Source organism: Streptomyces sp. NPDC029216 (assembly GCF_040648015.1).
Taxonomy (GTDB): Bacteria; Actinomycetota; Actinomycetes; order Streptomycetales; family Streptomycetaceae; genus Streptomyces.
Genome location: NZ_JBEZWL010000192.1, coordinates 1 through 12,865 on the forward strand (window position 1 = coordinate 1; position 12,865 = coordinate 12,865).

Genomic DNA, 12,865 nt, shown 5'->3' on the forward strand with positions numbered 1-12,865 from the left:
GCCGCGGACCCGAGCGGGGTCCGCGGCAGCCGTTCCCGGGAAGCGCCCGAGGAGAGATCCGACGGCGCCCCCGGGGGCGGTCACTCGTGACACCCCCACCCCCGCACGGCGCGTCCCGCGCCACTGCCACGGCACCCCCAGCCCTCACGGGGCTGGAGCCACCGCATGGAACCGGTTTTTGGGCGAATCGTTTCCGCACCCCTTGGGACGAGAAGTAGCTCCACCCACAACTCCATACCGGCTCGACCAGCACGCTTTCGCACCACCTCCCTGACACCCACGTCCCTGCCGACGTGTCTAACCGACCGGAGGAAGCCGTGGCCGATGCGCCCAGGTTCCGCAAAGATGCAGTCGCAGTACCGGAGGAGAAGCACCCGGTCGACGAGACCCTGCCTCCTCTGAAAATGTTCACCAGCGGCCTCCAGCACGTGGCCGCCATGTACGCGGGTGTCGTCGCCCCGCCCATGATCGTCGGTCCGGCCGTGGGCCTTTCGGCCACGGAGACCGCCTTCCTGATGGGCGCGTCCCTCTTCACCGCGGGGCTCGCCACCCTCCTCCAGACCCTCGGCTTCTGGAAGATCGGCGCCAAACTCCCCTTCGTCAACGGCGTTTCCTTCGCCGGTGTGACCCCGATGATCGCCATCGGCAAGGGCCAGGGACACGACGCCATCCCCGTGATCTTCGGTGCGATCATCGTCGCCGGACTGGTCGGCTTCCTCGCCGCCCCCTACTTCGGCCGGCTCGTCCGGTTCTTCCCGCCCGTGGTCACCGGCACCGTCATCACCCTGATCGGCGTCTCGCTGCTCCCCGTGGCCTTCAACTGGTCCCAGGGCGGCAACCGCACCGCCGGCGACTACGGCTCCATGAAGAACATCGGGATGGCCGCCCTCACCCTGGCGATCGTCCTGGTGATGCGGAAGTTCCTGCGCGGGTTCCTCCAGCAGATCTCCATCCTGCTCGGCCTGGTCGCGGGCACGCTCGTCGCGATACCGCTGGGCATGGCGCACTTCGACGCCGTCCGCGACGCCGACCTCGTCGGCTTCCCCACCCCCTTCCACTTCGGTGCCCCGCAGTTCCAGGTCGCGGCGATCGTCTCGATGTGCATCGTGATGCTCGTCTGCATGACCGAGTCCACCGCCGACATCCTGGCCCTCGGCAAGATCGTGGGCCGCCCGGCGGACGCCCGGACCATCGAGGGCGGCCTGCGCGCCGACACCCTCGGCAGCGCCCTCAGCCCCCTGTTCAACGGGTTCATGTGCAGCGCCTTCGCGCAGAACATCGGACTCGTCGCGATGACCAAGGTCCGCAGCCGCTTCGTGGTCGCCGCGGGCGGCGGCATCCTGATCCTGCTCGGCCTGTGCCCGGTGGCCGCCTCCGTCATCGGGGTCGTCCCGCTGCCCGTCCTCGGCGGTGCCGGCATCGTCCTGTTCGGCTCGGTGGCGGCCAGCGGCATCCAGACCCTGGCGGGCGCGGCCATGGAGAAGGGCGAGAACGCCCTGATCGTCGCCGCCTCGATCGGCATCGGCCTGATCCCGATCGCCGCGCCGACCTTCTACCACGCCTTCCCCAAGGACCTGCTGGTCGTCCTCGACTCCGGCATCAGCACCGGCTGCGTGGTCGCGATCCTGCTCAACCTGGCCTTCAACCACCTCGGTGCCAAGAAGACCGCGGCCGAGCCCGCCGCGGAGCCGGCCTTCGTGCACTGACCGCTGACCGCTGACCGCGGCGCCCCCGGCGGGCGTGCGGCGGCGCGTACGTCACCCACTGCGGGCGTGGCGTACCCGCCGCCGCACGCCCGTACGGGGGCGCCGCCCTTGCCGGGCCGTACCGTCCGGCTCAGGCCTGGTCCGGCACCCCCGGCGCCGGGTCCGTCCAGATGTCCGGCCGGACCGTCCGCACCCGCCGGCCCCACTGGTCCAGCTCCTGCGCCTCCGACTTGCGCACGTGCAGCGCCACCGCCGTGTCCGTGATGCGCAGCCCCGGCAGCCGCCGCGACAGGTCGGCCGTGTAGCGGGCCAGCCCCTCGATCGTGCGCAGCCGGGCACTGATCACGAAGTTCCAGGTGCCGCTGACCGACATGCACGTCCGCGTCTCCCGCAGCCCCGCGGCCACCGCCGCGCAGTCGGCGACCTCGTGCTCGGGCACCTCCGCCCACAGGGTCGCCGCCACCGGCCAGCCGGACAGCCCCGAGGCCATCGCACAGCTGTAGCGCAGACTGTGCCCGGCCTCCAGCCGGCTCAGCCGGCGCCGTACGGTCGACTCGCTCATCCCCAACTCCCGGGCCAGCGAGGCCACGCTGCGCCGCCCGTCCGCGGCCAGCGCCAACATCAGCGGCCGGTCCTCCTCGGGCACCGGGGTGACCGGCGGCGCCGCCGCTCCCGGCCCGCCCGGCACGCGCCGGGTACGCGCCGTCAGCAGGGCGGCCTGCGCCGGGGAGAGGTGGTCCAGCCGCCAGCGGTCGGGCGCCGAGTGCACCGCGGTGACCATGGAGGACCGGGTCCCCGTCACCCCCGGGATCCGCTGCACGCGGAAGGACAGGTAGCGGAACAGCATGTGCAGGTCGGGTACGGCCACGAAGGCCAGCAGGTCGCGTCCGCCCGTGGTGTGCTCCACGCCCATCGTGTGCGCGTCGCCCGCCAGGGCCGCGCCCACCGCCGGGGAGGTGCCCGCCGCGCACATCACCTCCACCCACGCCATGCAGGGCGCCTGGCTGCCCGTACGCAGTCCCAGCCCCGACACCCAGGCCTCCCCGGCCGACGTCATCCGCTCCCAGCGGCGCGCCAGGGTCTCCGGTCGCGCGCCGAGCACCGGGGCCAGCCGCTCCCAGCTGGCGCGGGGCGCGAGCTGCAGGGCGTGCACGAGCGCACGGTCGGTGTCGTCAATGGCGGAAATGGCCGAGTTCATACTTACCCCTGGCGGTTTTCCCGGCCGCGGACCGGTTAACCGGACTTTCGGCTGATCATCTCTCTTCGTGCGCCGAACCGCCGCATCGGAGGGTCGTGCCGGACGGGACGGGTATGTGCACCCTCAGGAGAGCAGCGGGAGGTCGTATGGGGGAGGCCGGCTCAAGCGTGCGTCAAGCGGTACCGGTCGAGCTGTCCAGCCTCGTCGGACGGACCGTCGAGGTGACGCGCGCCCGGGCCCTGTTGGGTGCAGAACGCCTGGTCACGCTGACCGGCCCGGCCGGTGTCGGCAAGACCAGGATCGCCGTGCGCACCGCGTGGGAGCTCTGCGGCGGCCGCGGCGCCGACGTCGTGTGGGCCGACCTCGCCAGACTGCCGGCCGCCCGCGCGGGCGAGCTGGGCGCGGAGCTGGGCCCCGGGCTGGACGGGCGCGAGGCGCTGGTGGTCCTGGACGGCTGCGAGCAACTCGGCCGACGGGCCGGAGAGCTCGTGGCGGAGCTGCTCGCCCGCTGGCCGGGGGTACGTTTTCTGGCCACTTCCCAACGGGTCCTCGGGCTGGCCGAGGAGGCCCTGCTCCCCGTCGGCCCGCTGGCCCTGCCGGCCGCCCCGCAGGATCCGGCCGCCCCGCAGACGGTGGCCGAGGTGGCCTCCGCCCCCGCCGTACGGCTCTACGTGGAGCGGGCGCGCGGAGCCGCCCCCCGCTTCGCGCTCACCGAGCACAACGCCGCGGCCGTCGCCGACCTGTGCCGCGCCCTCGACGGGATCCCCGGGGCGCTGGAACTCGCCGCCGCGCGGGCCCACCGCCACGAGCCCGCCGAGGCGCTGCGCCTGCTGACCGCCGACCCGCTGGGCTTCCTCGCCGGCGGCGCCGGCCGCGCCGGCGGGGCCGACGCGCTGCGCCTGTACCGGCTGGCCGCGCCCGGGGAGCGGCTGCTGTGGGAGCGGCTGTCCGTCTTCGCCGGGTCCTTCGACGAGTCCGCCGTCGCCGAGGTGTGCGGGTTCGGCGCACTGGGCCCGCAGGCCGCCGCCGAGACCCTGCGGCGGCTGGCCCCCGCCCTGCTGGCCGAGCCCGGGTACGCCGGCCGCTACCGGCTGCCGCTGACCGTACGGGCCTACGCGGCCCGGCGCCTCGCCCGCGATCCGCACGGCGACGGGGCCACCGTCGCCCGCCGCCACCACGAACGCTGCCGGATCACCGCGGAACGGGCCGCGCAGCTGTGGCGGTCCGGGGCGCAGCTGGAGGCGCGCGCCCTGGCCCTGCGGGAGCTGCCCGAGCTGCGGCTGGCGATGGACCCGGCGGCGGCGGCCGGACCCGCCGCCGCCCTGGAGATCGCCGTGTCGCTGTGGTTCCTCTGGTCGGCCTGCGGGCTGGTGGAGGAGGGGCGCGGGCACCTGGAGCGGGCCCTGGCCCGGCACCCCGAGCCCCGCCCGGCCCGGGCGCTGTGGCTGGCGGCCTGGCTGGTGGTCAGCTTCGGCCAGCCGGAGGCGGCCGATCCGCTGCTGGTGGAGGCGTGGACCGCGGCCGTGCAGGAGGGCGAGGACGCCGTCCTCGCCTACCTCGCGCACGTCCGGGGCACCGTCGCCCTGTGGCGGGACCGGCCCGCCGAAGCCGCCGAAGAGTACCGGGACGCCCTGGAGATGCTCCCGGAGGACCCCGACTTCGGCCCCGGCCGGCAGGCCCTGGAGGCCGCCCGCGCGATGGCCCTCGCCCACACCGACCCGGCCGCCCCGCCCCTCGCCGGCGGCGCCCTGGACGGCCGCGACCTGTGGGCCCGCTCCTGGGCCGGGTACGCCCAGGCCCTCCTCCAGCGCCGCGAAGGGCGCCCCGCGCTGGCCCGCACCTGGCTGCTGCGCTCCCTGGAGACCCAGTTCGCCCTGGGCGACCCGCTGGGCCAGGCCCTCTCGGTGGAGCTGCTGGCCCAGCTGGAGGCCGACCTGGGCCGCCACGAGCAGGCCGCGCGGCTGCTCGGCGCCGTCTCCGGGTACCGCCCGGCCGTCGCCTGCGCCCCGCGCGCCGAGCGGATCCTGCGGCTGCGGCTGGACCCCGAGGTGCTGCGGGCGGCCTACGAGGAGGGGGCCCGGACCCCGCTGCGGGAGCTCCTGCCGGAGCTGTGAGACCGGGTCCGTGAGGCCGGGGAGGACGGGTGGGGCACGGGGTGCCCGCGGGCCCGGAGTTGCCGCCCCGATCCGGCGTACGGCGTAAAGGACGCGGAAAGACATCGCTTGAGCGCTGGCTCGCCCCCACCCCTCTGAACGGACAGGTGGTACAGCGATGGCCGAAACCCCGCAGTTGTGGATGCGCAGCGAGACCCGACCCACCGAACGGCGCGCGCCGCTGACCCCCGACGACGCGAGAACCCTCGTCCGCCGGGGCGTACGGATCACCGTCGAGGACTCCGGCCACCGCGTCTTCCCGCTCGACGCGTACGCCGCCGCCGGCTGCCGCACCGCCCCCGCCGGGTCCTGGGCGCAGGCCGCGCCGGGGACGGCGTACGTCCTCGGCCTCAAGGAGCTCCCGCCCGCGCCCGAGGCCCTGCACCACCGGCACGTCTACTTCGGGCACGCCTACAAGGGCCAGCCCCAGGCGCCCGGGCTGCTGCGGCGGTTCGCCGCGGGCGGCGGGACCCTGCTCGACCTGGAGTACCTGGCCGACGCCCAGGGCCGGCGCCTGGCCGCCTTCGGCTACTGGGCCGGGTACGCGGGCGCCGCCCTGGCCGCCCTGCACGCGCGGGGGCGGCTGACCGCCCCGCTGGTGCCGATGCCCCGCCCCGCACTCGACGCCCGCCTGCGGGACGCTCCGCCCGACGGGTTACGGGCCCTGGTGATCGGCGCGGGCGGCCGCAGCGGGCGCGGCGCCTGCGACGCCCTCGCCACCGCGGGGATCCCGGTCACCCGCTGGGGGCGCGGGGCGACCCGCCGGCTGGACCGGACCGCGCTGCTGGACCACGACATCGTGGTCAACGCGGTGCTCACCACCCGGCCCGTGCCGCCCTTCCTGACCCCGGCCGACCTGGAGACCGGGAGCGGCCGGCTCTCGGTGATCGCCGACATCACCTGTGACACGGGGTCAGAACTGCACCTGCTCCCGGTCTACGACCGCCTCACCGACTGGACCGTCCCGGCCCGGCGGCTGCGCGGCGGGACCCGGCCGGTCGACGTGATCGCCATCGACAACCTGCCCTCGCTGCTCCCGGCCGAGGCGGCCCGCGCCTTCTCGGCGGACCTGCTGCCCAAACTCGTCGACCTGCACGCACCGTCCCCGGACCCGGACTGGCTGCGCTGCCGGGCCGCCTTCACCACGGCGATGGAGGCGCTCACCGGCCCGGACCGGGCGGCGTAGGAGGCCCCGGCCGGCCCCCGTCGGCACAGGAGGGCGGTGCAGAAGGCCCGCTGGCTACCCGTCAGCTTTCCCGCAGTACGGCGAGGGGCCCGCGCGGCCGCGTGCCGTCGGGCAGCTCCCAGCCGGCGGTGAGCCGGCCGAGCGCGCCGGGGTCGGTCCGGCCGGGCTCCAGCACGCGCAGCAGTTCCAGGCCGAGACGCCGCCCGCCCGCCTCCACCACGAGGCGGGTGCCCTCCGGCCCGTCCTCCACGGCCACCACCGTCGACCCGGCGGGGAGGACGTCCTCGGCGCCCTCGGGGACCACGGTCGGGTCGGCGGCGCCGGTCACGCTCTGGTGCTGCGGTTCGGCGCGACCCCCGAGGAGGGCGAGCAGCCGTTCGGTGAGGACCGGGTCGTGCGCCCCGTCGTAGATCCAGCGCGTGCCGAGCACCCCGTGCTCGGACGTGCCGACGAGCGCCTCCTCGGCGCCGTCGAGCGGGGCGCCGCGGTAGGTGAGCGGGACGAGATAGGTGACGGGCTCCGCGCCGCCGGCGTCGGTGACCACCACGAACTCGATGCCCACCTCGCCCTCCGGATCGTCGAGCCGGAACCCGCCGGCCCGGTCCAGGTCCGGTGCCGCGGACGCGCCGGCGTACCAGGGGCGTCCGGGGAGCCAGCCGGCGAGCAGCTCCAGCTTGCCGGGCTTCATGGTGGTGCGGTGGACGACTGCCATGTCCGGTCAACTTCCTTCGGTGGTACGGGGTTCCCCGAGGGGGCGGGCGGTCACGGCTTGATCATGACAGCCCGCCCCCTGTCCTCACCGGTTCTACGGCGTGGATGTCAGGTACATCCCCGTCTGATCGGCCCCGGCGGTGTTCTTGCAGCTGGAGGCCGAGTCCGCGGGCTGTCCCACGGCCAGGGCCAGGCAGCGGCCGAGGGCCAGCTGGCCGAAGTAGTTCGGGTGCATGGACTCCTGGATCGGGCCCTGCGTCTCGTTGTTGTCGATCCAGCGGGCCCACTCACTGGTCTTCGCCGACGCGGGCACCGTCGAGCTGACCTGCTTGCTGGCCTTGGCGCAGACCTCGCGCCCCTGGAGCATGTCGCGCAGGTCGAGGAACTGCGCCCCCTTGGCCGCCGCGACCCCCTTCAGCCGGTTCGCGAGCTGCGGCACCAGAGAGTCGCGCGCCCAGTCCGAGTCCCGGTTCCAGAACGGGCAGCCGCCGGTGTTGAGCCGGCTCCAGTCGCTCTGGGTGTAGCGGTTCTCGGCGCCGCGCGGGATCGGCGAGGGGTAGGACTGGAGCACGAGCCGGTACGAGGAGTCCGTGTAGCCGGCCTGGCGCATCACGGCCCGGATCTCGTCCACGGACTTGCCGACGTTCGCCATCACCCCGTCGATCTTCGCGTCGACGCCCGCCTGCTGGTCGTCGTAGCAGTACGAGTTCCAGAGCACGAAGTCGAGCGCGCACTCCTTGATGATGTCGGCGAAGCCCAGGTCGTTCCCGCCGATGGACAGCGTGACGACCTTGACGTCGCGGCTCGCGGCCACGGCCGCCAGCTGGTCGGCCTGCGGGGCCTCGCCCTTGTAGGCCACGCCCCCGTTGGAGGCGCGGAAGACGTTCTCCGACGTCGCGCCGGAGCAGGCCAGGTTCACGGCCGTCTCGGCCATGGCGCCCGCGCTCAGCACCTCGGCCGAGTCCGAGCGGTCGCAGCCGCCCGCCGTGGCGCCGTACACCTTCGCGGGGTCGTAGGTGCTGCCGCTGACCCACGCCCGGTCAGTGCCGTTCCTGTTCCCGGTGTTGGTGAGGCTGTTGCCCTTCCAGCGTCCGGCCTCGCCGGATATGTAGCTGTCGCCCATCGACACGACGGTGGTGGGGCCCGTCCCGGGCCCGGCCGCCGCCGGCCCGGCCCCGCCGACGAGCAGCGCGCCGGCGGCCAGCGGTACGACCATCCCGGCACCGGCCAGGCGGCGCACACGGCGTCGGGCGGCCCGGTCCTTGCCGGCCTTGCGGAATCCGATCACTGCGGAACTCCTGCGGTCGGCCACGCCGAAGTCGCCAACAACTTCGGTGCGTGGCTTGGAAAGTGGGGGTACCGCCGGCGCCGGTGGCATCGGAAAGGTGGCACGCGCCCACTTGTTACCGCTAGGTACAGTCGGATTACGATGACGTAACGCCCGACCGGTCGGTCGGGGGAAAACGACGCCGCCCCCGTCGCCCGGAAGGGGGCGGCGGGGGCGGAATCTTGGGTTCGGCTGCTGTGCGGATCAGCCGAAGGGGGGTGTCAGCCGACCAGCTGGTCGTATGCGGGGAGGGTAAGGAAGTCGGCGTAGTCGGCGTCCAGGGAGACCTTCAGGAAGAGGTCGTGGGCCTGCTGCCACTTTCCGGCCGCGAAGGCCTCGTCGCCGGCTTCGGCGCGGATCGCGGCCAGTTCCTCGGCGGCGAACTGGCGGGTCAGTTCTGCGGTGGCGCGCTGCCCGTTCTCGAAGACGACTCCGGCGTTGATCCACTGCCAGATCTGGGAGCGGGAGATCTCGGCGGTGGCGGCGTCCTCCATGAGGCCGAAGATGCCGACGGCGCCCAGGCCGCGCAGCCAGGCCTCGATGTAGCGGATGCCGACCTGGACGGCGTTGCGCAGGCCCTCGTAAGTGGGCCTGGCGTCCAGGGAGTCGATCGCGATCAGGTCGCCGGGGGCGACGGAGACGTCCTCGCGGAGGCGGTCCTTCTGGTTGGGCTTCTCGCCCAGGACGGCGTCGAAGGAGGCCATCGCGATCGGGACCAGGTCGGGGTGGGCGACCCAGGAGCCGTCGAAACCGTCGTTCGCCTCGCGGTCCTTGTCGGCCTTGACCTTCTCGAACGCGACCCGGTTGGCCTCGGCGTCCTTGCGGGACGGGATGAAGGCCGCCATGCCGCCGATGGCGTGCGCGCCGCGCTTGTGGCAGGTGCGGACGAGCAGTTCGGTGTAGGCGCGCATGAAGGGGGCCGTCATGGTCACCGCGTTGCGGTCCGGCAGGACGAACTTCTCGCCGCCGTCGCGGAAGTTCTTCACGATGGAGAACAGGTAGTCCCAGCGGCCCGCGTTGAGGCCCGCCGCGTGGTCCTTGAGCTCGAAGAGGATCTCTTCCATCTCGTAGGCCGCGGTGATGGTCTCGATCAGGACGGTCGCGCGGACGGTGCCCTGCGGGATGCCGACGTAGTCCTGGGCGAAGACGAAGATGTCGTTCCAGAGGCGGGCCTCCAGGTGCGACTCCGTCTTCGGGAGGTAGAAGTACGGGCCCTTGCCGAGGTCGATCAGGCGCTGGGCGTTGTGGAAGAAGTAGAGGCCGAAGTCCACGAGGGAGCCGGAGGCCGGACCGCCCTCGAAGCTGAGGTGGCGCTCCTCCAGGTGCCAGCCGCGCGGGCGCATGACCACGGTGGCGAGCTGGTCGGCGGGCTTGAGGGCGTACGCCTTGCCGGTGCGCGCGTCCGTGAAGTCGATGCGGCGCTCGTAGGCGTCGATGAGGTTGAGCTGGCCGAGGACGACGTTCTCCCAGGTGGGAGCCGAGGCGTCCTCGAAGTCGGCGAGCCAGACCTTGGCGCCCGAGTTGAGGGCGTTGATGGTCATCTTCCGGTCGGTCGGACCGGTGATCTCCACACGGCGGTCGTTCAGGGCGGCCGGGGCCGGCGCGACCTTCCAGTCGCCCTCGCGGACCTGTGCGGTGTCCGGGAGGAAGTCGAGCGTGGAGGTGCGGGCGATCTCGGCGCGCCGCTCGCCGCGTCGGGCGAGGAGCTCCGCGCGGCGGGGGGCGAACCGCCGGTGGAGCTCGGCCACGAAGGCGAGGGCCGCATCGGTGAGGACTTCGTCCTGCCGGGGCAGGGGTTCGGCGTCGACGATGGCCAGCGGGGACGGCGCTGGTGCGGACATATCTGTCACTCCTTCAGCGGCGGTGCCTTGCGGCCGCGGGGGAATGCTCGCGCGAGACGGCACGCAGTGCCGTCGGGTGTGGAGAGTTCCGGGTAACGGTCGCGGGCGCCGTCTGGGGGTTCAGGGCGCTTCTGACCAGTGGATAGTAATTTCCTCATGGTGGAAGTTCAATGGTTTGTTGATGTCGAGATTCTCTGAGTCGACAGATTCCGCTTCCCGGTGGCCCTCAGTGCCATTGCGGTCACAGCCCGCTCCAATCCTGCCCCGGCGCGCCTCAGACGAGACGTGCCAGGTCGGGCGGGGTGTCGATGTCGAAGGCGGCCGCGACGTCCCCGCACTCCACCAGCATGACCTCGTCGGCGTGGTTCCTCAGGTGGACACGCGCACCCTGGTCCCCGGTCGCCGTCGCCGCGATGTCCGCCCAGCGGTCCGCGCCGAACAGCACCGGATGCCCGCGCTCCCCGTCGTACGAGGCCGCCACCAGGCTGGCCGGGGACCGGTACGCCGCCCGCACCCGGGACACGGCCGCCGGCCCGATGCCCGGCTGGTCCACCAGGGACACCAGCGCCGCGCCGGCCCCCGTACCGGCCAGGGAGGCCAGGCCCACCCGCAGGGAGGAGCCCATGCCCTCGGCCCAGTCCGGGTTGTCCACGACCACGCAGCCCGTCAGGTCGGCGCGCTCGCGGACCTCCGCCGCCGAGGCCCCCAGCACCACGTGCACCGGGCCGCACCCGGCCTCGCGCAGCACGCGGACGGCGTTCTCGACCAGCGGGCGGCCGCGGTAGGGGAGCAGCGCCTTGGGGCGCCCGCCCAGCCGGCGGCCGCCGCCGGCGGCGAGGAGCAGACCCGCGATCACCGGGTCCCGGTCGGTCATCGGGGGAGCGGGTGGGGGCTGGGTGTGTTCGGCTGCTGACATGTGAGCGATTCTCGCGCCTTCCCCCGTACGGGCGAGCGCCGCGCGAGCAGGCGCCGTACGGGGGCCAGTGCGGCCCCGATCCGCAGGGGCTCGGAGATCCGGTTCCCGGCGGCGGCCACCATGGCCCGTTCGTCACGGTCGGTGAGCACGTTGTACGGCATTGCACATTCTCCTTGCCAATCGAGGGCCAATACGGCGAGTCTGGACCTGGATTGGCCTGGCTGGCAGAGCCAATCAGGGGAGGTTGGCATGGCGAACGGGCGAGTGGTCCATACGGCGGACAGGACGGTCGGCAGCCGGCAGGTCGCGGCGATGCTCCCTTCCGAGGTGCTGGCCCGCCCCGGCTACCGCTCCCTCGCCGACGCCCTGCGCACCCTGATCCTCGACGGCCGGATCGCCCTGCACGTGCGGCTGCCCGCCGAACGCGAGCTCGCCGAGGCCCTCGGAGCCAGCCGCGCCACCGTCACCGGCGCCTACGACCTGCTCCGCGAGAGCGGCTACGTCCGCAGCCGCCGGGGCTCCGGCACCTGGACCGAGCTCCCCGAGGGGCACGGGCCGGTCGGCGCCCACCTGCTGATCGGCGGCACCGGCGGCCGGGCCGACGGGGACCCCGGCATCGACCTCGCCATCGCCGCCATGGGCGCCCCCGAAGGCAGCCTCGCCGAAGCCCTGGCCTGGGCCGCGCCCCGCCTGCCCGGGTTCGCCCGCAACCCCGGCTACCACCCCTTCGGCCTGCCCGACCTGCGCGCGGCCGTCGCGGACCGGTTCACCCGGCGGGGCCTGCCCACCCGACCCGAGCAGATCCTCGTCACCGCCGGGGCCCAGCAGGCGTTCGCGCTGGTCGTCAGCCTGCTCTGCCGGCCCGGCGACCGGGTCGTCACCGAGAACCCCACCTACGCCAACGCCCTCGACGCCCTGCGCCACGCCCGGCTGCGCACCGCCTCCATCCCCGTCTCGGACGCGGGCTGGGACATGGAGACCGCCGAGTCCACCCTCCACCAGACCGTGCCCCGGCTGGCGTACACCATCCCCGACTTCCACAACCCGACCGGTGCCCTGATGCCCGAGGAACAGCGGCTGCGGCTGCTGTCGGCGACCCGGGCCACGGGGACCTGGCTGGTGGTCGACGAGACCATCGCCGACATCGCCCTGGACGTGCCCGCCCCCGCGCCGCTGGCCTCGCTCGCCCCGCGCTCCGGCGCCGACCACGTGATCACCATCGGCTCGCTGAGCAAGACGCACTGGGGCGGGCTGCGGGTGGGCTGGATCCGGGCCACGGCGAAGCTGGTCAACGAGCTGACGGCCGTACGGGTGTCGGCCGACATGACCGGCTCCGTGCTCGACCAGGTGGTGGCCCTGCCGCTGCTGGAGGGCCTGGACCGGTCCCTGCCCCGGCGGCTCGCGGAGCTGCGGATCCGGCGGGCGGCCCTGGTGGGCTCGCTGGAACGGCACACCCCGGAATGGTCCTGGCGGCTGCCGCCGGGCGGCCTCTCGCTCTGGGTGGACCTCGGCGAACCGGTCAGCTCCGCCCTCGCCGAACGGGCGGCCGCCGCCGGGGTGCACATCGGCCGCGGCGCCCGCTTCGGCGTCGACCCGGGCACCTTCGAACACCGCCTGCGGATCCCGTACACCCTGCCGCCGGACCGCCTCGACGAGGGCGTACGCCTCCTCGCGGCGGCCTTCCACGACGGCGTCCCGCTGGCCCCGGGGGTGGAGCGGCCGTACTGGGTGGCCTAGGGTCTGTCGTCAAAGTCCCGTCTGCCCCGCGACGCCTGGCACGCACTCTCGCCGCACCGGGCGCAAGACCGAGTACGCCCAGTACGAGGT

The 12,865-nt window shown here is 74.0% G+C and carries 10 protein-coding genes; 4 read left to right on the forward strand and 6 right to left on the reverse strand.

Annotation, left to right across the window (positions count from 1 at the left end; all coding sequences use genetic code 11):
* Positions 1 to 317 precede the first annotated feature (317 nt).
* The gene (locus AB0F18_RS35920) at positions 318 to 1,706 is read left to right on the forward strand and encodes a nucleobase:cation symporter-2 family protein (protein WP_362068653.1); all 1,389 of its coding nucleotides are present in this window, start codon (positions 318 to 320) and stop codon (positions 1,704 to 1,706) included.
* A gap of 130 nt (positions 1,707 to 1,836) precedes the next feature.
* Here the strand turns inward: AB0F18_RS35920 and AB0F18_RS35925 are convergent, their stop codons facing one another.
* Positions 1,837 to 2,904: an Lrp/AsnC family transcriptional regulator gene (locus AB0F18_RS35925; RefSeq protein WP_362068656.1), complete on the reverse strand. Its 1,068-nt coding sequence runs from the start codon at positions 2,902 to 2,904 to the stop codon at positions 1,837 to 1,839.
* A gap of 167 nt (positions 2,905 to 3,071) precedes the next feature.
* On the opposite strand from AB0F18_RS35925, the gene AB0F18_RS35930 reads away from it, so the two are divergent.
* The gene (locus AB0F18_RS35930; RefSeq protein WP_362068659.1) at positions 3,072 to 5,018 is read left to right on the forward strand and encodes a hypothetical protein; all 1,947 of its coding nucleotides are present in this window, start codon (positions 3,072 to 3,074) and stop codon (positions 5,016 to 5,018) included.
* A 157-nt stretch (positions 5,019 to 5,175) separates the two neighbouring features.
* Positions 5,176 to 6,243, forward strand: coding sequence for a saccharopine dehydrogenase (locus AB0F18_RS35935; protein ID WP_362068661.1), 1,068 nt, complete (start codon positions 5,176 to 5,178; stop codon positions 6,241 to 6,243).
* Between the two features lie 61 nt (positions 6,244 to 6,304).
* Here the strand turns inward: AB0F18_RS35935 and AB0F18_RS35940 are convergent, their stop codons facing one another.
* From AB0F18_RS35940 to AB0F18_RS35960, 5 genes are all read right to left on the reverse strand, one after another.
* On the reverse strand, positions 6,305 to 6,955 hold the full coding sequence (locus tag AB0F18_RS35940; RefSeq protein ID WP_362068664.1) for a 1,4-alpha-glucan branching protein: 651 nt from the start codon (positions 6,953 to 6,955) through the stop codon (positions 6,305 to 6,307).
* A gap of 93 nt (positions 6,956 to 7,048) precedes the next feature.
* Positions 7,049 to 8,332, reverse strand: a complete 1,284-nt coding sequence (locus AB0F18_RS35945) for a GDSL-type esterase/lipase family protein (RefSeq protein ID WP_362068667.1) — start codon at positions 8,330 to 8,332, stop codon at positions 7,049 to 7,051.
* A gap of 170 nt (positions 8,333 to 8,502) precedes the next feature.
* A complete protein-coding gene (gene aceB, locus AB0F18_RS35950; RefSeq protein ID WP_362068670.1) occupies positions 8,503 to 10,122 on the reverse strand; it encodes a malate synthase A in 1,620 nt (539 codons plus the stop codon).
* 274 nt (positions 10,123 to 10,396) lie between these two features.
* Positions 10,397 to 11,038 carry a nucleotidyltransferase family protein gene (locus tag AB0F18_RS35955; protein WP_362068673.1) on the reverse strand — a complete coding sequence of 214 codons (642 nt, stop codon included), beginning with the start codon at positions 11,036 to 11,038 and terminating at the stop codon, positions 10,397 to 10,399.
* Positions 10,993 to 11,199, reverse strand: a complete 207-nt coding sequence (locus AB0F18_RS35960; protein ID WP_362068676.1) for a hypothetical protein — start codon at positions 11,197 to 11,199, stop codon at positions 10,993 to 10,995. Before AB0F18_RS35960 ends, AB0F18_RS35955 begins: the two co-directional genes overlap by 46 nt.
* Before the next feature lie 88 nt (positions 11,200 to 11,287).
* Here AB0F18_RS35960 and AB0F18_RS35965 point away from each other — a divergent pair, with 88 nt between their 5' ends.
* The gene (locus tag AB0F18_RS35965; RefSeq protein ID WP_362068679.1) at positions 11,288 to 12,775 is read left to right on the forward strand and encodes a PLP-dependent aminotransferase family protein; all 1,488 of its coding nucleotides are present in this window, start codon (positions 11,288 to 11,290) and stop codon (positions 12,773 to 12,775) included.
* Positions 12,776 to 12,865 lie beyond the last annotated feature (90 nt).

Excerpts from the sequence above, each read along its gene's own strand:
- AB0F18_RS35925 (WP_362068656.1), bottom strand. The coding sequence starts at position 2,904 with ATGAACTCGGCCATTTCCGCCATTGACGACACCGACCGTGCGCTCGTG.
- aceB (WP_362068670.1), bottom strand. The coding sequence starts at position 10,122 with ATGTCCGCACCAGCGCCGTCCCCGCTGGCCATCGTCGACGCCGAACCC.
- AB0F18_RS35960 (WP_362068676.1), bottom strand. The coding sequence starts at position 11,199 with ATGCCGTACAACGTGCTCACCGACCGTGACGAACGGGCCATGGTGGCC.
- AB0F18_RS35940 (WP_362068664.1), bottom strand. The coding sequence starts at position 6,955 with ATGGCAGTCGTCCACCGCACCACCATGAAGCCCGGCAAGCTGGAGCTG.
- AB0F18_RS35945 (WP_362068667.1), bottom strand. The coding sequence starts at position 8,332 with ATGCCACCGGCGCCGGCGGTACCCCCACTTTCCAAGCCACGCACCGAA.
- AB0F18_RS35965 (WP_362068679.1), top strand. The coding sequence starts at position 11,288 with ATGGCGAACGGGCGAGTGGTCCATACGGCGGACAGGACGGTCGGCAGC.
- AB0F18_RS35955 (WP_362068673.1), bottom strand. The coding sequence starts at position 11,038 with ATGTCAGCAGCCGAACACACCCAGCCCCCACCCGCTCCCCCGATGACC.
- AB0F18_RS35935 (WP_362068661.1), top strand. The coding sequence starts at position 5,176 with ATGGCCGAAACCCCGCAGTTGTGGATGCGCAGCGAGACCCGACCCACC.